An 18,896-nucleotide genomic window follows, 5' to 3' on the forward strand; every position below is an offset into this window, starting at 1 on the left:
GTGTCCAACGCTCCCACCCCCGTGCCGGCTCCCACGCCACCCCGTCGTCCGCTCGGCGGCGTCGCCGTCGGTCTGGCCCTGGTCCTACTGGCCACACTCATCGGTGTGGTCGCCCAACGGACCGCCTCGGATGGTGGCACCCAGCTCGCCTCGGCGGCGGCCGGCGTCGCGGCCACCGGCGAGACCACGACCGTCGCCGTGACCGCCGAAGGCATGCGTTACCACCCCAACAAGATCACCGTTCCCCCCGGTAACCGACTGATCATCGAGTTCACCAACAAGGACGAGCGCCGTCACGACCTCGTACTGGCCACCGGGGTGAAGACGGACTCCGTCGGCGTCGGTCAGACCGTTCGTCTCGATGCCGGCGTCATCGGCACCACCGTCGAGGGCTGGTGCTCACTACCCGGGCATCGCCAGTCCGGCATGACCCTCACCATCACCACCACCGGCAACCCGACCAGCACCGACACGACCGGTCACGGCAACCACACCGCCACGCCGAGCACCGAAACCCCTCGCATCGACGCGATGGCCACGCCGGATGCCGGCTTCACGGCTCGGGACGCCACCGCACCGGCTACCCCCGCTGCCCGTGTGCACCGGCTGGAACTGCGCGTCCAGGAGGTCGTGAGCGAGGTCGCCCCCGGTGTACGGCAGAAACTGTGGACGTTCAACGGAACCAGCCCGGGGCCGATCTTGCGGGGCAAGATAGGTGACGTGTTCGAGATCACCCTGATCAACGACGGCAGCCTCGACCACGGCATCGACTTCCACGCCGGTGCGCTCGCTCCCGATGAGCCGATGCGGCCCATCGATCCCGGTCAGCGACTGGTCTACCGGTTCACCGCCACCAAGGCCGGCATCTGGATGTACCACTGTTCGACGATGCCGATGCTGCACCACATCGGCAACGGCATGTACGGCGCCGTGATCATCGACCCCCCCAACCTGCCGGCGGTCGACCACGAATACGTCCTCATCCAGTCGGAGTTGTATCTTGGTGCCGACGGTGAGTCGGGCGACCTGGCCAAGATGCAGGCTGAGCAGCCTGACGCCGTAGTCTTCAACGGCTATGTCGCCCAGTACGTCCACCGTCCCCTGACCGCCCGCACGGGCGACCGCGTACGGATCTGGGTGCTCAACGCCGGTCCCAACCGGATCAGCGCCTTCCACATCGTTGGCGCCCACTTCGATACCGTCTACCAGGAGGGGCAGTGGCAACTACGCCCCAGCGACCCGGGAGCCGCCCAGGTGCTCGACATCAGCCCGGCCTCCGGTGGATTCGTGGAAACCGTCTTCCCCGAGGCCGGCAACTATCCGTTCGTGAACCACGTCATGGTGGACGCCGAACGCGGTGCCAAGGGCATCTTCCAGGTCGAGTGAGCCGACCATGACAACCGGCTCCGTGGCCAGGGCACGCCCGGCGGCCCGCCGTCGCACCGTACGCCAGTTCGTGCCGCCCCAGCATGGTGCGTGGGCGATGCTGGTCGTACCCTGGCTGGTCGGCGTGCTCGCCGCCGGCTTCCGGTGGGCGCACCTTCCGCTGTTCGGTGCCTGGCTGAGCGGCTACCTGCTCTCCTACTACGCCCTTCAGGCGGTCAAGACCCGGCGGCCACGACGGTTCCGCGCCCAACTGCTCGCCTACGGCCCACCGACGATCCTGTTCGGTGGGCTGGTCGTCGCCCTGTACCCGACCCTGCTCTGGTATGCCCCCGCCTACGCCGTGCTGCTCGCCGTCAACGTCGGCTACGCGTGGCGACGTCGGGAACGTGCCGTTGTCAACGATCTGGCATCGGTGTTGCAGAGCTGCCTCATGGTCTTCGTCGCCGCGACCGTCGCCGGGGTGCCGGTGACGCGACTCGGCATGGCGTTCCTGGCCGTGCTGGCCTACTTCGCTGGCACCGTCCTCTACGTCAAGACGATGATCCGGGAACGCGGCAGCACGACGTATCGGGTCGTCTCGGTGCTCTTCCACCTGCTGGCCCTGGGGCTGTCGGTCTGGTGGGGATGGCCGCTCACCGTACTCTTCGGGCTTCTGCTGCTGCGGGCCTGGCTGCTGCCGCAGCGTCGAGCCACCCCGAAGCAGGTGGGCATCCTGGAGATCGTCAACTCCCTGCTGCTGATTGTCGCCCTCGCCCTCACCCTCGGCTGATCAGCACCGGGCAGTGCTGATCAGCCCGGATCGGTTTGGGTTCCACGACCCCGGGAAGCCAAGCGTCGAGCAGAGGGAGGGGCGACGACAGCCGTCCTCATCGCCAGGAGGGAAGACCGACATGGGCAACCGGGATCAGCTCCACGAGATGCGCCAGCGTGCCCACCAAGCGGGCATCGAGGGCAGCTCGAAGATGAGCGAGCAGCAGCTGAAAGAGGCGTTGAAGAAGGTCGGCAAGGGGATGGAGCCGGCGATGGCCAAGCAGCAGGCCAAGCGCTGACATCATCATCTGCGCTGTGCGGATGCGGGCCCGGCTGGACCGGACCCGCATCCCGCCGCGTCGCTATCGGTCGGTCTCCGCGAGTGCCTTGATGCCTGCCAACGTACGCTGCATGCTCTCCCGCAGCATGTCGAGACGACCGGTTACCTGCTTCTCTTCGTCGCCGAAGCGCTCGATGGCGAGGTTGAGGCCGGAGCGCCCCGGGCCGACGCGTACCGACTCCCGCAGCCGGACGCCGTCCGTCTCCGGTTCCAGGTCGAACCGCCAGGTCGCCGACGCGCTGGTGGGATCCTCGGTGGCCGGACCGAACCGGCCGTCGACGTCCATGACCGCCCAGGCGAAGACACGGTTCGGTTCCAGCTCGACGACCTGCGACAACATGCGCCATTCGCCGAACCACCGGTTCTGGTTGTAGCCGAGGAACCGGGCTCCGAGCGTCGCCTCGGCTGTCCCGTCAATCCACTCGACCCGGTGCAGCTCGTCGCTGAGTCGAGCCGGCAGCTCGATGTCGACCACCAGTTCCCACACTTGGGGTAGCGGTGCCCCGACGAGGATTTCGCATTGCGTACGGGGCCTGTCGACGTACCGCATGCGCCCACCTCCAGCTGCCGGGAACCCAGGTGCCACCGACCCTAGACGAGTAGTTCCCGATCTCGGGCGTCGATGTCTGGCATGGAGAGTTGCCCAAGATCGTCTTGGCCGTACTCTTCCGTCGGTTTGAGTGCATCCATTGTTGCTCTGGCTACAACAGACGTTCACAAACTCGACCCTGTGAGCCAAGACGACGAAGGGCCAGCCCGGTGTGGGGCTGGCCCTTCGTTGTGTTGTTTGTGTGTCTGGATCAGGCGGAGTAGCCGCGGGTGGCGATCCAGTCGGCGAGGTTGTCGGTGGTCATCCAGTAGCTGGCGGTGTTGGGGTTGGCGGAGTCTGCGATTTTCACCTTGTTGCCGTTGTCGGTGTAGCCGGTGACGGAGATGTAGTGGCCGCCTTGGAAGGAGTGGGTGCTGCCTTCGGTGTCGGTGGCGGTGCCGGCGATGTTGGCGACGACGGCGCGGCCGTTGTCGACTGCCTTGCGGATGTCGTCGGCGAGTTTGTTGGTCTGCTTGTCGTCGGCTGACCGGTCGGGGATGGCGATGGTTTTGTACTTGTCGCCGCCGACGACCTTGTTGAGGACGCGGGTGGTGTCTTCGGCGGAGTTGGTGCCGTCTTCGGTGGTGCCGAGTTGCTTGGCGGCTTCGTCTTGGTTGATGTGGTGGCCGGAGGCGCTCAACGCGTTTCGGGTGGCGGCGGGGCCGCAGTAGTAGAAGTTGGTTTGGGCTTCGTATTTGAGGTCGAGTTCCTTGGCCTTACCGCTGTCGCGCTTGTCGTGCTGCACCTTGGCGGCCGGCTTGCCGGTGTCGGCGTGGGCGGGGGTGGTGGTGAAGGGGGCGGCGGCGAGGCCGCCGGTGAAGGCGAGGCCGGCGATGCCGAGGGCGGTCTTGCGCAGGGTGGTGGTGTTCATGATGGTGGTTCCTTTCGTTCCGGGGGTGTGCGGCACGCGCGCCACGTGGGGGTGTGGGGTGCCGCGAACAAAGGGAATGGAGTAAGTAGGAAGGGGGAAACCCTGGTTCGCTGTGTGTCTTCCTTGGGTGTCCCGGGGGTGTAACGACTGTGGGCCGGAGGCTATTTCCGCCGGGGCCCGGGTGCCGGGGGGCGGACCTGTTGGTCGCCGGGGGCTGTCCGGGGAGGCCGGAGGTGGGGGGTGCTGCTCCGGGCGTCGGTGGGTTCAACGCCTGGGGGTGGGGGGTCATTCCGCGGATCCGGACACCGACCAGTGCCGATCATGAGGACGTCGGCGACGTCTGGCCGCTCGAACGACGATTTCGGACATCTCGTCCATTGCGCTTGGGTTGCACAACGCCGGCATGGTACGCCGAGGCCATCGAAAGCACTCAGAAGCGGTGCATCTTTTGCGGTGATCTGGTGGCAGCTTCTGCCCAGGGTCGCCCCTTGACTACACCGGCCAGGACATGCCGGACAACCAGATCATGCGGGCGCGGCGTAGCAGTGCACGGTCACGGTCTGGCTCGGACTCCATTGTTGATCCACGGTCCCGAGTAAATCCCACCCGAGGCGCCGATAGAGCACGGTGGCCGAAGTGTCCGAAGCGACGACGTCGAGGACCGGATGCAGGCCACTTTCTTGCGCATGCTGCACGGCCCTCGCCATCAGCAGCGCTCCGATCCCATGTCCACGGGCCGCAGGTGAGACGAACAAGCGGCTGATCACAGCGACGTCCGTCACGGGTACGCCGGCCTGGCGGGACCACAGGACCGGCGCGGCATCCCCAGCCCCGCTGCGGGACAGGCCAACGTGACCGACGACCTGGCCCCCCAGCTCCGCCACCCAGGATGCGAGTAGGAGAGGCGGCGTCAGCCACTCGTCGGGCTGACCCGGCCAGTTCACGGGATAGCCGTCACGCTCGTGGACCGCCCCGAGGATGCGGACACATTCATCGAGGTCAGCCTCGTTGCGTGGTCGGAGAACCGGCGTCGGAGTGCTACCCGTAGCAAGGTGCTCCTGTTGTTTCACCAAACCATGGAAGCACACGGTAGTCACGGCGGGGCCGCCGCCTGGGGACATGCAGGCGGCGGTCCCGCCGCGTCGGCACCGGTCGGCGTACGTTGCCGCGCAGCGCTGCCGGTGCCAGGGCTCGCCCCCCCGGGGTGGTCGGGGCGAGCCAGGGGTGGGAATCAGGTCTCGGAACTGCCCGGCCGCCACATGGGCTGGATGCTGTTGTAGCGGGACAGGTGCAGGGCAGGGCGGGGCTGGTAGCCGTGTCGGGTGAGCAGCTTTTGGTGGCCATCGGTGTACGCCTCGGTATAGGCCGGAGTGCCGTACTGGTCGAGCCGCCTGTGGTGGTGGTCGAGCAGCCGGGTGGCGATGCCGGTGCCGTGCAGGTCGGCGGTGACGGCCAGGAAAGCGAGGTGCTGATGTGCCTTCTCGGGGCGCTGACCGTCGAGCAGCGCGCCGAGGGTGGTGATCTGCTCGCCGTGTCCGCCACAGGCGGCGGCGAGGCGTGCCTCGTACGCGGTCGGGGGTGGAATGGGCCGGTAGCGGTGGAACCATACGGCCGCTCCGGCGAGACCGTCCTCGTCACAGATGACGTCGATCTCGCCGAAGAAGAGCGCGTGCTCCACCCAGATCCGGACAGCTTCGATGAGGATCGCGCAGCGTCCGAGTTCGTCGGGGACGAGCCAGGCCGTGATCGGTAGCGTGTGGCCTGACTCGGCCACCAGGGCGGCGATGACGCCCACCTCGGCATATCGAGCCCGGCGTACGACCGGCAGGTTGGTCATCAGTGCAGTGCCTTTCGTCAGAGGTGGACACGAGCGGCGTGCAGCAGTTGTGGCATCGGCGGCGGCAGGTGCTCCACGACGAAGCGGAGATATCCCCGGGCCACCGCCGGAGCACCGTCGAGGACGTACCGGTCCAGACCGGTTGTCAGCACCAGCCCGGCCAGGTGGCTGTCGTGTTGGTTCAGTGGGTCCCGCCAACGCAACTGGGTGGAGAGCAACGCCATCGGCCGGGCCGCCTGGTTCATGTCGGTCGGCAGGAAGAGCGTCACGACCCGCCCGATCAGTCGCCGTGAGACCTGGACGCGTAGCTGCCCGGCCCGCATCAGGCGGCCAGCGACATCGACGTACGCCGACTGCGCCACCCGATCCACCCAGACCAGCAGGGACCGGCTGCGTGGCTCCAGGACCAGGCGCTCCAGAACCATGTGTGCCACCGCGTCCTCGGGCGGCGTCCGGTCGATGATGCGTACGTCCCCGCTCGCGACGATCTGGATGCGACGCAGCGCCAACAGCTCACCCAGCAGCGCGGCAGCCAGCCCGACCGAGATGGTCCGGTGGCTCAGGCGCAGCCGCCCCGTCACGTCATCATGGGCGAGCCGGAAGAAGTCATCAGCGAGCATCGTCATCCGTGGTCTTCCGTGATTGGTGCGGCATTGGTGTAATAAGCCATTCGTCAGTGGCGATCTTGGTTGTACGCATTCGGAGGGTGGTGATGCGGTCCTCTTTCGATTGGTTGTGACAGGATCATCACAGTCGGTCGCTAGGTGTGTCGGCGAGAGGCGACCTGGACAGCGACAATCCAGTGACAACTGACCGGAAAGCGGTGATGGTGTCCGAGACGATTACGGCAGAGCAGGTAGCCGAGGCGCGTCGAGATCTTGGTAAGCAACTGGCGGCATGGCGGTTGGCTGCGGGCTTGACACAGGTCGGCCTGGGCCCGCGGATCGGATACTCCAGAAGCGCGGTTGCAAATGTTGAGGTCGGTCGTGAACATGCGCCGCTCGGGTTTTGGCAGTCGGTGGATCGCCAGTTGTCCGCAGGCGGGGTGTTGTTCGCCGCCTACCGACAGTTTGCTGAACTGGAGAGGCGACACAAGGTTCAGATGGCTCGAGAGCGGGACCAGATCCGCCTTGCCAAGGTCGTAGATCTGATGGGACCAATGGCAGCGGAGAACGTCGGGCCGACTTCTGAGACGGCGGCCGACAGCGCCCAGGGCCTGATGGTCAGCGAGCCGCAGTTGAGGCTTGTGGCTGAGGATCTGATACCCGCCAGCAGGGACCCAGACGGTCTGGATACGGTTACCCTTGCGATCATGTCCGGCGGGCAAACACAGCCGTTCCGCATACGGCGACGAGCGTTGCTAGAGTTGGCGGCGACCGTTGCTGCTGCTCCTATGGCCAGTGTGGAAGCCCCGCCTGCCTCATCGACCGTCGATCCGGCGCTTGTGGAGCACTTCGCCGCACTCCGGGCACTTCTTGTCCAAGCGGACGACAAGCTCGGCGGGACGAGCATCCTGCCGACTGTTCAACAGCAGACGGTCCTCATCGCTCAGTTCCGGCGACAGGCTCGCGGTTTTCTCCGCGAGCGCCTGTTGGGCGCGGAGGCGCGATGGAGCGAGTTTGGTAGCTGGCTCAGTGACGATCTAGGTGATGGTGTCACTGGGGCCCAATGGCTGGATCGAGCGGCGAGCATGGCGCAGGAAGCCAACGACGGCGCGTTCTACGCGTACGTTCTGGCGCGAAGAGCACAGCGGGTATCCGGCACAGGTGACGAGGACCGTGTGATCGGCCTCGCACGAGCGGCTGCTCGGACTCCCGATGCGCCAGTGCTTGTACGTGCCTTCGCTACCGTTCAGGAGGCTCAAGGATGCGCCGCCGCCGGTGACGTCCACGGCTTCCAGTCGGCGCTGGACCGAGCTCGACTTCTGATCCGCGACGATTCGGTTGCCGAGGGTGGTACCGATGCGCTCGGGGCATTCTGTACGTGGCCGTACCTCGATGCCCAGGAAGGCGAAGGGTGGCTTCGCCTCAATGAGCCGGGCAACGCTGTTACGTGCTTTACAGCAGCCGTTGAAGAGTGGCCAGAGAGCTACCGCCGTGAGCGCGGGATGTACCTCTCTCGAACCGCCCATGCCTACCTTGCTGCTATAGAACCCGATCAGGCCGCTGTGGCGGCCAGTGAGGCGTTGGCCCTGGCCATGGCTACTGGATCAGCGAGAATCCGGAACAACCTGGTTGCCTTGTGTGGCAAACTCGGCCCCTTCCGGGCGGAACCGTCAGTGCGGGGTCTGCTGGAACAGATGGGCATGCCGTAGTGAGTCGAGTAGGTCAACCAGAGGCGCTCGACGTGCTCTTCATCGGCCGCGCCAACGTGGACATCACCGTACGAGTTGCAGGTCGTGCGACCCCCGGGCGGACGATGTTTGCCTCTTCGCCTGCGATGATCTCCGCCGGAGGAAAGAGCCTGAACCAGGCGATTGCTGCTGCCGGTGCCAACGCACGCGTGGGGTTGCTCGGTAACGCTGGCGAGGACCAGTGGGGCAATCTCGTCGTACAAGCTCTTCAAGCTGCACAGGTGGACACCTCCTGCTTCTCCCTCGTGCCATCTGCGTCGACCAGCGCGGCGATTATCGAGATCGGGGCAGACGGAGAGAACCGCATCATTCTTGCGCTTTCACCGGAGACGGAGCTAACCCCCGAGCAGGTACGTACAAGGCTTGACTGCCTAAGCCCTCCGGTGGTCGTAACGCAACTCGACCTGCAACCAGAGAGTGTCGAAGCTGGTCTACGGTGCCAGCACACGGATATACGAATTGGCAATCTGGTGCCGGATCCAGGCATCGGGACGGGGGTGCTGGCCGGCCTTGATCTCTATGTCGTGAACGACGTCGAGGCGGCAGCCGTTCTTGGGTATTGCGCCGATGACCCGATGGATGCTGCTCGCGACCTGTGTAAGCTCGGTGTTCGGACCGCCATAGTTACCGTAGGAGCCCGTGGTGCTGCCTACTGCGGACCTGATGGTGCCGCACGTGTCCCAGCGGATCGGGTGCGGGTGGTGGACACCAGCGGCGCTGGAGATGCGTTTCTTGGCGTCCTTGCCGCGCATTTGGCGCGGAAGGTGCCTCTTCGCGATGCCATAGTGCGAGCTGTGGAGGCGGGAAGCACGGCTGTCCAGCACTTGGGGCCACGTCCGCCAGCGACAACATGAGCCGGGAACCCGATTCTCATGGGTTGCTGGTAAGGCTGCTATTAGTACTCCAACGTCACTTCGCCTGTCTGTGCTGGTAGTGGGATCGTCGGGCTCGGGCTTGCGATGTTCGCCGCCAGATCGACCAGCGCAGGGTGTGTGCTGGCGGTAGCGATACGGCGAGGACGAAAACGTTGAGGAGTCGGCGGATCTCGGGGACGGTCAACGCGATGAGCTCCGGATTGGCGTCGGACTGTTGCGCGGTGGCGGCGAGGATGGTCAGGACGGCCAAGGCGAGCATGGTCAGGGTGATGTGGCGGTGCCAGCCGGTCCAGCCGCGGACCTGGTAGTGGTCCAGGCCGACCTGCCCTTTGCCGGTCTGGAACAGTTCCTCGATGCTCCAACGGGAGCCGGCTACTCGTACAAGGGTGTGTAGCGGCACCGGGTGGGGCGTCCAGCACAGGTAGAAGGCCAGCTCACCGGTGGTGCGGTTGCGGCGGATGAGTAACCACCGATGCTCACCCTGGTTGGTGGCGGTGGTGATCCACGCCCACAGGTAGTCACGGGGACCTTTCGCCCCTGGCCCGCAACTGTGTAGCTGCCACTGGCTGGTGGGGATCCGTTCGGCGAGATCGTCGACGCGGACCAGGGTGCGGCCGTCGTTGACCGCCACGCGTCGGTCGCAGCCGACCGCCAGGACATAGCCGATTGCGCGGTGTTCCAGGTCAGCGCGTAGGCCGGGGTCGGCGCCGTAAACCTCGTCGCCGGTCACCCAGCCAGCCGGAACACCAGCGTCCAACGCGGCCGTGATCATCTGCCGGGCCAGGGTAGGTTTCGTAGCGAACCAGACCTCTCCCTCGGGGACACCAGCGGCGGCGAGACGGTCCGGCCGGTCACACCAGGTTGTCTCGGGTAGGTAGAGCCTGCGGTCGATCATCGCCCGCGTGGCAGGCGTCACGTAGGCCAGAAACACCCCGACCTGGCTGTTCTCCACCCGGCCGGCGGTGCCGGCGTACTGCCGCTGCACCCCGACCGAACACACGCCCTTCTTCAGGAACCCCGTCTCGTCGACGACCAGGACCGCATCGGGGTGTCCGAGATGCTCCACCAGCCAATCCCGCACGTCATCACGCACGGCGTCTGCGTCCCACACCGCCGTACGCAGCAGCCGCTGCATCGCCTGCGGATCAGCGTGACCAGCCCGTTCCGCCAACGACCAGCAGGTCTTACGTTCCACGTCCGACAGCAGCCCTTCCACGAACTGCCCGGCCGTCTGGCGTGGCTCCGCCCGCACGAACCGGCCCGCGACACGCGCCTTCGCCTCGTCCAGAATGACCCGCCACCCGGCAGGGTCTACGCTATGGCCCACGGCCACCGCACGATCTTCGATTGTCCTCACAAACCATCGATGATCTACGCGGTGGCCGTCCTCATACCCACGCCACGCCCAACGCCAAAGCCAAGTGACGTTGGAGTATTAGTACTCCAGCCGCAGTTGCCTCATCTGAGGTTTCAGCAGCTCATCGCCATGATCGATGTCGGAGTTGACTCGACCACGCAGCTGCGCATGTCGATGCTATCGGTCGGTGGTTCGCGTGGTCGCACTGTCTGTCTGTTGTGGCCAGTCGCAGTGCGGGCAAGCTCCCGTGCTTGTGTTGATCGATGAGATTGTGGGCTGGCGGGCGGGTCTGGATGATCTGCTGGCGCGGTTCGCGCACCGGTTTGGGCGGGCGGAGCCGCGCCGGCAGGCGCTGACCTACGTGGTCGGGTTGTTGTCACCCCTGGCCAGCAAGAACGGCTGGACCCTGGCCGAGGCCGCCGGCGACGCGACGCCGGATCGGATGCAGCGGCTGCTCAACCGGTCGGCGTGGGACCCGGATGCGGTCCGCGATGACCTGTTCGCCTACGTGTCCGAGCACCTCGGCGACGACGACGGGGTGCTGATCGTCGACGAGACCGGGTTCCTGAAGAAGGGCATCAAGTCGGCCGGGGTGCAGCGTCAGTACTCGGGCACAGCCGGGCGGACGGAGAATTGCCAGCTCGGGGTGTTCCTGGCCTATGCCAGCCCGGCCGGGCGCACGCTGATCGACCGGGAGTTGTATCTGCCCCGTGGCTGGTGCGACGACCCCGCCCGCCGCGAGGAAGCCGGCATCGCGGCCAGCGTCGGGTTCGCCACGAAGCCCGCGCTGGGGCTGCGAATGCTCGAACGCGCCATCACCGCCGGCTTGCCAGCGAGATGGGTCACCGCGGACGAGGCCTACGGACAGGACTCCAAGTTCCGGACCTGGCTGCAGCAGCGGCGCATCGGATACGTCCTGGCCGTGCCCCGCAACCAGCGGGTCCCGACCACGGTGGGCAGCTCCCGCCCGGACGTCCTCGCCGCCGCCGCGCCGGCCCCGGCGTGGAAGCGGCGCAGTTGCGGCGACGGCGCCAAGGGACCGCGGCTCTATGACTGGGCCGTGGCCTCCCTGCCCGACACCGACGACAGCTACGGCCACTGGCTGTTGATCCGACGCAGCATCACCGACCCCACGGACCTGGCCTACTACCTGTGCTTCGGCCCCGCAGGCACCCAAGACGAGCAGCTGATCCGCATTGCCGGAACCCGTTGGGCGATCGAGGAGTGCTTCCAGACCGCCAAGACTGAGGCCGGCCTCGATCACTATCAGGTGCGTCGGTACGGCGCCTGGTACCGGCACATAACCCTGGTTATGGTGGCCCACGCCTTCCTCGCCGTCACCGCCGCAGGCGCGGAAAAGGGGGCTCCGAATCCGAACGGGACGGCCTCATCCCTCTTACCCTGGGCGAGATCCGCCGTCTCCTGGCACACCTAACCACCAACACCCGACCCTTCGACCACACCCATCGATGGTCACGATGGCGACGCCGACACCAGTACCGCGCCAAAGTCAGCCACTACCAGCGAAGACTCCGATTCCAGCAAGTGCTGCTGGAGTATTAGGGGCCGGTCTCCGGCCCACCCCTATGTGCTGCGCCAGGAATGGTCGACGGCTCGTGGTCTAATCGACGCCGACGGGGGAGAGGGATTGATGCGTCGATTGTTTCTTTCGCTTGCGATGACCACGACGGTGCTGTTGGCCGGGTGCGGGCAGGGCGATTCGGGCGGTGGTCGGGCTACACCGACTCCGACCCAGCCCTCGGTCAGCGCCCCCGCCGAATTCATCGGCTACGGTCGTGGCAAATTGGAGCGGTTGGGGCTCACCCCCACCGCACCGGACGCCTCGAAGTCGTTGATCGTCGGCCTGGGATACAGCCTCTCCGTCGATGCCTTCGCCGTGAGCCCGACGCTCACCCCAGCCATGATGTTGACCGACGCTCGGGCCTCGTCGTCTCCGAACGGCAGTATTACGGCTGGTGGCCGGGCGGTGCAGGCCGCAGCGGGGCACGAGTTCGTGGTGGTCCAGCTCGGCAGCGGTTCGCTGCTTCCCGAGTATTCACTGCTCAAGGCACCGGACGACAAAGGATCTCAGGAAAAGCTGTCAGTGCAGATAGGAGGCCGGCGGCCGGTTGCCCTGGGCGGCCCACGGGTCAGCGAGCTGCTGGTGGTGAGCGCACCGGTCGGGGCGCCGGTCACGGTGACTGCCGCAGACGGGCGGCCACAGTCCCTGGACCTGCGCACCGGTCAGCGGATCAACGAGGTCGCCGGGCTCTATCCCACCTTGCCGAAGCGCTCTGCGACCGCCGGGCCGAGTTTCTCGTTCAGAACTCCGCCATTCGGTATCAATACGCGCATCGCGCAGGTGCAGCTCACCCCGGCCGAGTACAGCCTGGGGTGGGCCCCGGTTGGTCAAGCCTGGCTGGTCGTGCCGATCGCCATGACCGTGGCGAACTGTGGCCAGGGCTGCGATCCAGAGTCGGTGGTGCTTGACATGGCGAAGTCGGCTCAGCTCGATGATGGGACACGGCGATACACCGCCCGACAGCGGAACGGGAAGGTCGCGCTTCACGTCCTACAGTCCACCGTGAAGACGGGAACGGTCTGGGCCGTGTTCCAGGTGCCCGCCACCTTCCGTCGGGGTACGTTGCGGTTGGGCTTCAACGGGTCGATCCGCTTCACCACCGGCTCGACCAACCAGCTACAGGCGAAAGCCGAGGAAATTCCGCTGGCGCTGAGCTGAGCCCGGCAGCCGGGGCGAGGCGGGTCCTGAGGCGCAGGTACGGGCGTGCCATTCCGAGCATGATGGCGGTGACTCAGGAGGAAGTGTCCGATGATCGGCACGTTGCGCACGGTGGCGCTCGACGCACCCGACGCCCGGCGGCTCGCCGCGTTCTACACCGCCCTGGGCGGCTGGACCGAGCAGTACGCCGAAGACGACTGGATCACGCTGGAAACCGGGGACGGGTGGCGGGTAGCCGTCCAGCACAGCCCGGACCACTTACCGCCTCGGTGGCCCGATCCGGCGTACCCGCAGCAGGCGCATTTCGACCTGCGTGTGCCGGACCTCGACGCTGGCTCGGCGAAGGCGGTCGAGTTGGGTGCCGCGCTGCTGCGCAAGAACGAGAACTGGTACACGCTGGCCGACCCGGCGGGGCACCCGTTCGACCTGTGCCTGTTCCCTGCGAAGCAGGAGACCACGCTCATGGGCGTGATGCTCGACTGCCCGGACGCCAGGGAGCTGAGCATGTTCTACGCGGAACTTCTCGGCAAGCCCGTCACGTACGAGGGCGAGGGTGTGGCGATGATCGGCGAGGATGGGGCACAGCCGGTGATGTTCCAGCAGGTCACCGAGTACCACGCACCTCGGTGGCCCGACCCCGTGTATCCGCAGCAGCTCCATCTCGACGTCACGGTCGACGACGTCGACAGGGCGGAGGCGGCGGTGCTGAGGCTCGGTGCCACCTCCCTCTCCTCGGGTGGGGCGAACTGGCGGGTCTACGCGGACCCGGCCGGCAAACCGTTCTGCCTCTGCTGGGAGTAGGGCCTGCGCCGAAGTCGGTCAAGGCGATCGATGCGGCACCTCACGGAGCCGGCACTGATCCAAGCCCGGGTGGTGGATCTGAACGTCATCGCACGAAATTGTCGCTACATCGGGTTGCTGTACGGTTATAGCAACCTGATGGTTGCTATGGAGGTGCCGGATGCCGATCCCCGATCGAATCGAACGAACGCTCGACCTTGCCCACCCGATCGAAGTGGTGTGGGCGGCCCTGACCACCGCTGAGGGGCTCGGCGGCTGGCTCGGTGATAAGGCGGAGATCGACGACCTGCGACCGGGCGGCCAGATCAGAGTGTGTTGGGGCGGCACGTGGTCGGTCCTGCGGATCGAGACCGTCGAACCGCCGGGCCGGCTGTGCTTTACCTGGCCCCTCGAAGGGCTTCCGCCGGGCGACCCGCGCCGCACCCACGTCGAGATCGTGCTCCACCCCTTTGGCGACGGCACCCGGCTCGGCCTGACCGAGACGGGGTTCGCGCAACCGCCCGACGAGCTTGCTGACGCCTACCGCGGCAACGTCGAGGGCTGGCGGGAAGGGCTGGCCAAGCTGCTGCTTCACCTCGATGGCCGACACTGACCCCGAGGGGGCGGCGGTGGCCGTGTTCGCCGCGCTGACGGACCCCAGCAGGCGGGCCATCCTGGCCGAGCTTGCCGCCCGAGGCCCGGCGACCGCGACCGACCTCGCCGATCGCCTGCCCATCTCCCGCCAGGCGATCGCCAAGCACCTCGCCCTGCTGTCCGGCGCGGGTCTCCTACGGGCGGTGCCGGCGGAACGCCGCCGCGTCCGCTACCACCTCGAATCGGCCCCGGTGGCGACCGCTCAATCCTTCCTGGCCGCGCTTGCCCGCGACTGGGACCGCACCCTGCACGCTCTCAGTACCTACCTCGACCGCGATCAGGAGACCCAGCCATGAGACCCACGTTCGAGGGCGGCCGCAACATCGCCATGAAACTGCCCAAGGCCCACTTCGACCGCACCGTCACCTTCTATCGGGACGTGCTCGGCATGGAGGTAGCCGAGGAGTGCGGCGAGGGAATCGACGGCGCGGTAGCGCAGTGCGCGTCCGTCCAGTTCGGACCGGTAAAGCTGTGGTTCGACCGAGTGGACAACTACGCCCAGGCGCAGGTGTGGCTGGAGCTTTTCACCGACGACGTGGAGTTGGCCACCCGCCACCTCGCCGAGCACGGCGTGCATCCGCAGGACGAGTTCGAACCACTGCCCCCGGGCATGGCCGCCCACTGGATCAGCAATCCGGCCGGGATACCGCACATCGTGCGGCTCCCGGACGACATGAGCGATACTTTGCGCCCACCGTCCATCCCGCTTGTGCGGGCCGAGCATCAGGCGTAGCCGGTTCTCTGGCGTGGCGGCGAACTCGTCCGGCGGACACAACACAGCAGCGCCTAGGCGAACGCGACCTCGGCTCCGGCGCTGACCTCCAGGGACTCGATCTCGAACGAGGCCCCCTGCGCCTGCCACCGGAAGAACGGCGGTCACGTCTCACGCTATGCGTCGAGGCCGCGCACACCCTCGTACGGCGGGGGTACATCGAGGTGCCACACATGCGGGCATCGCCAGTTGCGTCATGGTTATTGCTTGCGGACCGGGGCTACGGTGATCCACCGGCGCTGCGCAGACGTGTTGCCGCCGGAACCAGACGGGGTGCTGATGCTCGCCGGGGTCGAACAGGAGAGCTGACCTATGACCGGACACCTCGCCGACGAGCGCCTGCGAACGTTCGGACAGCCGGCCCGGATCACGGTCTGGCCGCCCGGCGACTCGTTGTTGTGCATGGGCGACGCCGAGGTCCGGCTTCGCATCGTGGCGCGCGACGACGCGTTCGTGGTCGAGAAGCAGGACCGGGGTGGTGCATGGTGTTGGCTCCTGACCAGTGAATGGCTGGACGTGGCGCGTCGCTACCTGCTCTGGGAGATCGGCGGCTGGGTGGAGGCCGCTGCCGGCCGTCGGCCGGGCCGCACGAGGGCGGACGAGCCGTTGCGGGACGGGTTCACCCTGACCGACCTTGGGCCGTCCGGCTTCCTGCTGAGCTGGACCGAGTCGGCCGGCGAACGATCGGCTCGCCTTCTGCGTGGCCTCGGTCCGAGCAAGACCATTCGATTCGCCAGGTTCGCCGATGCCGCTGAGGAGACGATCGTACGACGGTTCGGTGCTGCCGGCGCATCGTCGGAGTTGATGCGGGCCCGTGCCCAGCAGCGGAGTTCCCGTGATCCGGCGAGCACCGGGAACGAGCGGGCGGCGGTGGCGGAACTCGGCCGGCTGCTTCGCGAGGAGTTGCCGCCGGATGCGGATCGGATCACGCTACGGGCCATCGTGCTGACCTCGGTCGGGGCCAGCACGATGACGGTGCGGCGGGCTGACGGGATGAGGGAACTCGTCCAGGGGAGGGAGGCCGTGGTCACCGACGCGGTGGCGACGTTGCGGAAGGCGGCGTACCTGACCGATCTGGGCACGTGGTTCGGCCTGGAGATGACGGTGACGTCGGCCGGCGACCTGACGACGCGGTTCAACCACGACGACGAGCCGGATTGGGGACCGGTATCGGTCGATCCGATCGCCTACGTGATGGACCAACGACGCTACCCCCGCAGCGAGACAGCACAGCCACAGTGGTTGCGTGACCACTTGGCCGAGGGGCGCGTACGACTGCACCAGCGCCTGGTCGACTGGGGCAGCGAGCTGTTCCACCGGATCGCGCCGGGCGTTGTCCTCGACCAACATCCGCTGCCCGAGGACGACGCGGTGGTGGTCGTCCACCCGGTACGAGGTGGCGGCTCGATCTATGTCGCGCCGGACGAGAGCGTGCTCTTCATGGCGTCTGCCGTGCCACCGCACCAGGCGCTGGAGATGTTCCGTTCCGGCCGGCGTACCCCGGTCGAGCGCTTCGGCGCGTCCCGCCCGGCAGCTGCGGGCGGCGGGTAGGGGCCGTCAGGGTCCGTAGTCACCGCCGTTCCGTGGGTCGTTGAAGCGATCCACGACCTCGCGAAGGCAGGTCCCGGACAGGACGGCGCGCAGCATCTCGTGTGGGTGCTCGGCGTGGCCGTCGTAGCGGTAGCGCTGCCGTACGAAGGCGCTGCCGGTCCAGTAACTGTCGGCCGCGTACCGCGTGCCGGACGCGGCGTCCGGGTCGACCTGTAGGTACTGCCACTGGGCGCACTTTCGGCGTACCACGTATTCGCCGACGTACCAGGCGGCCTGCACCCAGAAGGGCTCGTCCGCGACCCGGTTGTAGTCCTCGACCGTCTGGAAGTTCTCCCGCAGCAGAGCTTCCATTGTGTCCAGGGACTCCGGCTGGAAGTTCCAGTGCTCGATTCCGCCGCCCGCCTCGTCTGTCCAGGTGTAGTAGTAGATGCTGTAGCAGCGGTTTCCCCAGTTGCTGAGTTGTCTGGCGTACGTGACCGCTTCCAGATTCTCCAGTGCCACCCATGGAGTGGGTATCCGTTCCGGCTGCCAACCGGCGTTTACCTTATTCCGTTGCCGGGCCCGCACCACGCTGCGCAGGCTACGCGCTGTCTCGGTGAATACCATTCCCGATTTCTCGGTTACGGCCTGCTCGACGATGGTCAACGGGATGACCGGATCCGACCCCAACACCGGGTCCGGGCGTATGACGGGCAGCCCTGAGCTGCCTGCGCTCTCGTCCCAGTCCCAGCGTCCGCCCACTTCGTTCAGCAGGGTCTCGCCGAGATAGCCCGCGACGGACTTCGAAAGGATCGTGTCCAGGTCGCCGCCGTGCGGGCACTCGAAGTACCAGAGGAGTTCCTTCTCCAGGCGCTTCAGCGAAGGGGAACGGTAGGTGTGTGACCATCTCTCTTCGACGAAGGCGCCGTAGAGAAGATCCATGAGTTCGTGTAGGGACTCGACCCAGGCGTACAACTCGTAGGCGGGGGAGCCCGGCACTGCGTTCTTGCCCTCGGTGTAGACATTCATCGGGGCGGGACTCTATGCCCCGGGCCTGACCGGCAGCCCGCCCCACCACCAGTGGGTGAGATGAGATCAGCACCCGTTGGGATAGCGAGTGGTCAGCTCGGCTCCGATCCGCGCCAGCTCCCACTGGACGGATCGCGGTTCGACCACCTCGATCATCGCGCCCCAGCCGGCGAGGTGCCGGGCGATGTCCAACGGGGTCGGTGCGGCCAGGCGGACCCGGGCACGCCCGTTGTCGGGCTCGCCTTCGGTGCGACAGTGCCGGCCGAACTGGTTGCGCAGTACCGGTACGAACCTGGCCTCGACGAGTACGGTCGCCCAGGTGCGGGAGCGCTGCTGTTCCACCTCGTCGACAACCTGCTGCCAGGCGGTGCTGAGCGTGAAGCCGTCCGGGCGTTCGGCCGGCTGGTCGGTCGGCTCCGCCGTGCTGATCCGGTCGATCCGGAAGGTGCGCTGTCCTCGTTCCGTACCGGCGATCAGATACCAGATGTCGTCCTTGTCGACGAGGCCCCAGGGGTCGACCAGCCGCTCGGTTCGCTCTCCGGCGCGGTTGGTGTAGGTCAGGCGGACCTTCCGCCGGCGGACCACCGTGCTCTGGAGTAGTTCGACCAGTTCGGGCCGCCACTGGTCACGCCCACTCCATCGGGTGGGGTCGATCATAGTGGCGCTGGCGGCGGCCTCGGCGTCTTCTCGGAAGGTCTGCGGCAGGGCCCGTACGAGTTTTCGCAGCGCCGCCTTGGCTTCTTCCGAGACGGCTGCGGCCGGGCCGACGAGTAGGAACAACGCCTGTGCCTCGGCAGCCGACAGGCCGCTGAGGTCGGTGCGGGCACCGCCGACCAGCGACCAGCCGCCCCCACGTCCGGGCTGCGGATACACCGGGATGCCCGCTGCGGACAGCGCCTCCAGGTCCCGACGGGCGGTGGCCACCGAGACCTCCAGCTCCGTCGCCAACTCGGCGGCGGTCACCCGGCCCCGGGACTGCATGAGTAGGAGGACGGCGACGAGTCGGTCTGCGCGCATGTCCCCAGATTCCCAG

General features: G+C 66.9%; 20 protein-coding genes and 1 pseudogene. 12 read left to right on the forward strand and 9 right to left on the reverse strand.

From position 1 onward, the window contains the following. From FHR38_RS27850 to FHR38_RS27860, 3 genes are all read left to right on the forward strand, one after another. A complete protein-coding gene (locus tag FHR38_RS27850; protein WP_312882446.1) occupies window positions 1-1,386 on the forward strand; it encodes a multicopper oxidase domain-containing protein in 1,386 nt (461 codons plus the stop codon). A gap of 7 nt (window positions 1,387-1,393) precedes the next feature. After that, window positions 1,394-2,155, forward strand: coding sequence for a YwiC-like family protein (locus FHR38_RS27855; protein WP_184537768.1), 762 nt, complete (start codon window positions 1,394-1,396; stop codon window positions 2,153-2,155). Window positions 2,156-2,276: 121 nt separating this feature from the next. Further along, complete coding sequence (locus FHR38_RS27860; RefSeq protein ID WP_184537770.1) at window positions 2,277-2,435, forward strand: hypothetical protein; 159 nt, start codon at window positions 2,277-2,279, stop codon at window positions 2,433-2,435. Between the two features lie 63 nt (window positions 2,436-2,498). Here FHR38_RS27860 and FHR38_RS27865 read toward each other — a convergent pair whose 3' ends face one another. From FHR38_RS27865 to FHR38_RS27885, 5 genes are all read right to left on the reverse strand, one after another. Then, window positions 2,499-3,026 (reverse strand): SRPBCC family protein, encoded by a 528-nt coding sequence (locus tag FHR38_RS27865; RefSeq protein WP_184537772.1) that lies wholly within the window; start codon window positions 3,024-3,026, stop codon window positions 2,499-2,501. A 250-nt stretch (window positions 3,027-3,276) separates the two neighbouring features. Next, window positions 3,277-3,936 carry a C39 family peptidase gene (locus FHR38_RS27870; protein ID WP_184537774.1) on the reverse strand — a complete coding sequence of 220 codons (660 nt, stop codon included), beginning with the start codon at window positions 3,934-3,936 and terminating at the stop codon, window positions 3,277-3,279. A gap of 524 nt (window positions 3,937-4,460) precedes the next feature. Further along, complete coding sequence (locus tag FHR38_RS33655) at window positions 4,461-5,057, reverse strand: GNAT family N-acetyltransferase (RefSeq protein ID WP_184537776.1); 597 nt, start codon at window positions 5,055-5,057, stop codon at window positions 4,461-4,463. Window positions 5,058-5,167: 110 nt separating this feature from the next. After that, window positions 5,168-5,773, reverse strand: coding sequence for a GNAT family N-acetyltransferase (locus FHR38_RS27880; protein WP_184537778.1), 606 nt, complete (start codon window positions 5,771-5,773; stop codon window positions 5,168-5,170). 17 nt (window positions 5,774-5,790) lie between these two features. Beyond that, window positions 5,791-6,399 carry a GOLPH3/VPS74 family protein gene (locus FHR38_RS27885; protein ID WP_184537780.1) on the reverse strand — a complete coding sequence of 203 codons (609 nt, stop codon included), beginning with the start codon at window positions 6,397-6,399 and terminating at the stop codon, window positions 5,791-5,793. 176 nt (window positions 6,400-6,575) lie between these two features. Between FHR38_RS27885 and FHR38_RS27890 the strand changes: the two genes are divergently transcribed. Together FHR38_RS27890 and FHR38_RS27895 are read left to right on the forward strand one after the other, a co-directional pair. Further along, the gene (locus tag FHR38_RS27890) at window positions 6,576-8,087 is read left to right on the forward strand and encodes a helix-turn-helix domain-containing protein (protein WP_184537781.1); all 1,512 of its coding nucleotides are present in this window, start codon (window positions 6,576-6,578) and stop codon (window positions 8,085-8,087) included. Between the two features lie 32 nt (window positions 8,088-8,119). After that, window positions 8,120-8,980 (forward strand): PfkB family carbohydrate kinase, encoded by an 861-nt coding sequence (locus FHR38_RS27895; protein ID WP_184537783.1) that lies wholly within the window; start codon window positions 8,120-8,122, stop codon window positions 8,978-8,980. A 55-nt stretch (window positions 8,981-9,035) separates the two neighbouring features. On the opposite strand, the gene FHR38_RS27900 is transcribed toward FHR38_RS27895, so the two are convergent. Further along, the gene (locus FHR38_RS27900) at window positions 9,036-10,334 is read right to left on the reverse strand and encodes an IS701 family transposase (protein ID WP_446685681.1); all 1,299 of its coding nucleotides are present in this window, start codon (window positions 10,332-10,334) and stop codon (window positions 9,036-9,038) included. A gap of 277 nt (window positions 10,335-10,611) precedes the next feature. On the opposite strand from FHR38_RS27900, the gene FHR38_RS27905 reads away from it, so the two are divergent. The 6 genes from FHR38_RS27905 (at window position 10,612) to FHR38_RS27930 (ending at window position 15,265) form a co-directional block, all read left to right on the forward strand. Continuing rightward, a complete protein-coding gene (locus FHR38_RS27905; RefSeq protein WP_184535331.1) occupies window positions 10,612-11,793 on the forward strand; it encodes an IS701 family transposase in 1,182 nt (393 codons plus the stop codon). Window positions 11,794-12,036: 243 nt separating this feature from the next. Then, entirely contained in the window at window positions 12,037-13,098 is a 1,062-nt protein-coding gene (locus FHR38_RS27910) for a hypothetical protein (protein WP_184537785.1), read from the forward strand. 90 nt (window positions 13,099-13,188) lie between these two features. After that, window positions 13,189-13,899, forward strand: coding sequence for a VOC family protein (locus FHR38_RS27915; protein WP_184537787.1), 711 nt, complete (start codon window positions 13,189-13,191; stop codon window positions 13,897-13,899). 160 nt (window positions 13,900-14,059) lie between these two features. After that, a complete protein-coding gene (locus FHR38_RS27920) occupies window positions 14,060-14,491 on the forward strand; it encodes an SRPBCC domain-containing protein (protein WP_184537789.1) in 432 nt (143 codons plus the stop codon). Further along, on the forward strand, window positions 14,478-14,828 hold the full coding sequence (locus tag FHR38_RS27925; RefSeq protein WP_184537791.1) for an ArsR/SmtB family transcription factor: 351 nt from the start codon (window positions 14,478-14,480) through the stop codon (window positions 14,826-14,828). The genes FHR38_RS27920 and FHR38_RS27925 overlap by 14 nt, the downstream gene beginning before the upstream one ends. 32 nt (window positions 14,829-14,860) lie before the next feature. Further along, window positions 14,861-15,265, forward strand: coding sequence for a VOC family protein (locus tag FHR38_RS27930; RefSeq protein ID WP_281385143.1), 405 nt, complete (start codon window positions 14,861-14,863; stop codon window positions 15,263-15,265). On the opposite strand, the pseudogene FHR38_RS32605 reads toward FHR38_RS27930, so the two are convergent. After that, window positions 15,206-15,465, reverse strand: a pseudogene (locus FHR38_RS32605) (nuclear transport factor 2 family protein); the annotation flags it as partial. The gene FHR38_RS27930 and the pseudogene FHR38_RS32605 overlap by 60 nt on opposite strands. Before the next feature lie 151 nt (window positions 15,466-15,616). On the opposite strand from FHR38_RS32605, the gene FHR38_RS27935 reads away from it, so the two are divergent. Then, on the forward strand, window positions 15,617-16,855 hold the full coding sequence (locus FHR38_RS27935) for an Imm61 family immunity protein (protein ID WP_184537795.1): 1,239 nt from the start codon (window positions 15,617-15,619) through the stop codon (window positions 16,853-16,855). A 6-nt stretch (window positions 16,856-16,861) separates the two neighbouring features. Here FHR38_RS27935 and FHR38_RS27940 read toward each other — a convergent pair whose 3' ends face one another. Beyond that, window positions 16,862-17,863 (reverse strand): hypothetical protein, encoded by a 1,002-nt coding sequence (locus tag FHR38_RS27940; RefSeq protein WP_184537797.1) that lies wholly within the window; start codon window positions 17,861-17,863, stop codon window positions 16,862-16,864. A 66-nt stretch (window positions 17,864-17,929) separates the two neighbouring features. Continuing rightward, window positions 17,930-18,880 (reverse strand): helix-turn-helix transcriptional regulator, encoded by a 951-nt coding sequence (locus FHR38_RS27945; RefSeq protein ID WP_184537799.1) that lies wholly within the window; start codon window positions 18,878-18,880, stop codon window positions 17,930-17,932. Between the last annotated feature and the right edge of the window lie 16 nt (window positions 18,881-18,896).

This window comes from Micromonospora polyrhachis (genome assembly GCF_014203835.1).
GTDB lineage: Bacteria > Actinomycetota > Actinomycetes > Mycobacteriales > Micromonosporaceae > Micromonospora_H > Micromonospora_H polyrhachis.

Excerpts from the sequence above, each read along its gene's own strand:
- FHR38_RS27930 (WP_281385143.1), top strand. The coding sequence starts at position 14,861 with ATGAAACTGCCCAAGGCCCACTTCGACCGCACCGTCACCTTCTATCGG.
- FHR38_RS27865 (WP_184537772.1), bottom strand. The coding sequence starts at position 3,026 with ATGCGGTACGTCGACAGGCCCCGTACGCAATGCGAAATCCTCGTCGGG.
- FHR38_RS27925 (WP_184537791.1), top strand. The coding sequence starts at position 14,478 with ATGGCCGACACTGACCCCGAGGGGGCGGCGGTGGCCGTGTTCGCCGCG.
- FHR38_RS27920 (WP_184537789.1), top strand. The coding sequence starts at position 14,060 with ATGCCGATCCCCGATCGAATCGAACGAACGCTCGACCTTGCCCACCCG.
- FHR38_RS27885 (WP_184537780.1), bottom strand. The coding sequence starts at position 6,399 with ATGACGATGCTCGCTGATGACTTCTTCCGGCTCGCCCATGATGACGTG.
- FHR38_RS27870 (WP_184537774.1), bottom strand. The coding sequence starts at position 3,936 with ATGAACACCACCACCCTGCGCAAGACCGCCCTCGGCATCGCCGGCCTC.
- FHR38_RS27880 (WP_184537778.1), bottom strand. The coding sequence starts at position 5,773 with ATGACCAACCTGCCGGTCGTACGCCGGGCTCGATATGCCGAGGTGGGC.
- FHR38_RS27940 (WP_184537797.1), bottom strand. The coding sequence starts at position 17,863 with ATGAATGTCTACACCGAGGGCAAGAACGCAGTGCCGGGCTCCCCCGCC.
- FHR38_RS27935 (WP_184537795.1), top strand. The coding sequence starts at position 15,617 with ATGACCGGACACCTCGCCGACGAGCGCCTGCGAACGTTCGGACAGCCG.
- FHR38_RS27860 (WP_184537770.1), top strand. The coding sequence starts at position 2,277 with ATGGGCAACCGGGATCAGCTCCACGAGATGCGCCAGCGTGCCCACCAA.
- FHR38_RS27945 (WP_184537799.1), bottom strand. The coding sequence starts at position 18,880 with ATGCGCGCAGACCGACTCGTCGCCGTCCTCCTACTCATGCAGTCCCGG.
- FHR38_RS27910 (WP_184537785.1), top strand. The coding sequence starts at position 12,037 with ATGACCACGACGGTGCTGTTGGCCGGGTGCGGGCAGGGCGATTCGGGC.
- FHR38_RS27855 (WP_184537768.1), top strand. The coding sequence starts at position 1,394 with ATGACAACCGGCTCCGTGGCCAGGGCACGCCCGGCGGCCCGCCGTCGC.
- FHR38_RS33655 (WP_184537776.1), bottom strand. The coding sequence starts at position 5,057 with ATGTCCCCAGGCGGCGGCCCCGCCGTGACTACCGTGTGCTTCCATGGT.
- FHR38_RS27915 (WP_184537787.1), top strand. The coding sequence starts at position 13,189 with ATGATCGGCACGTTGCGCACGGTGGCGCTCGACGCACCCGACGCCCGG.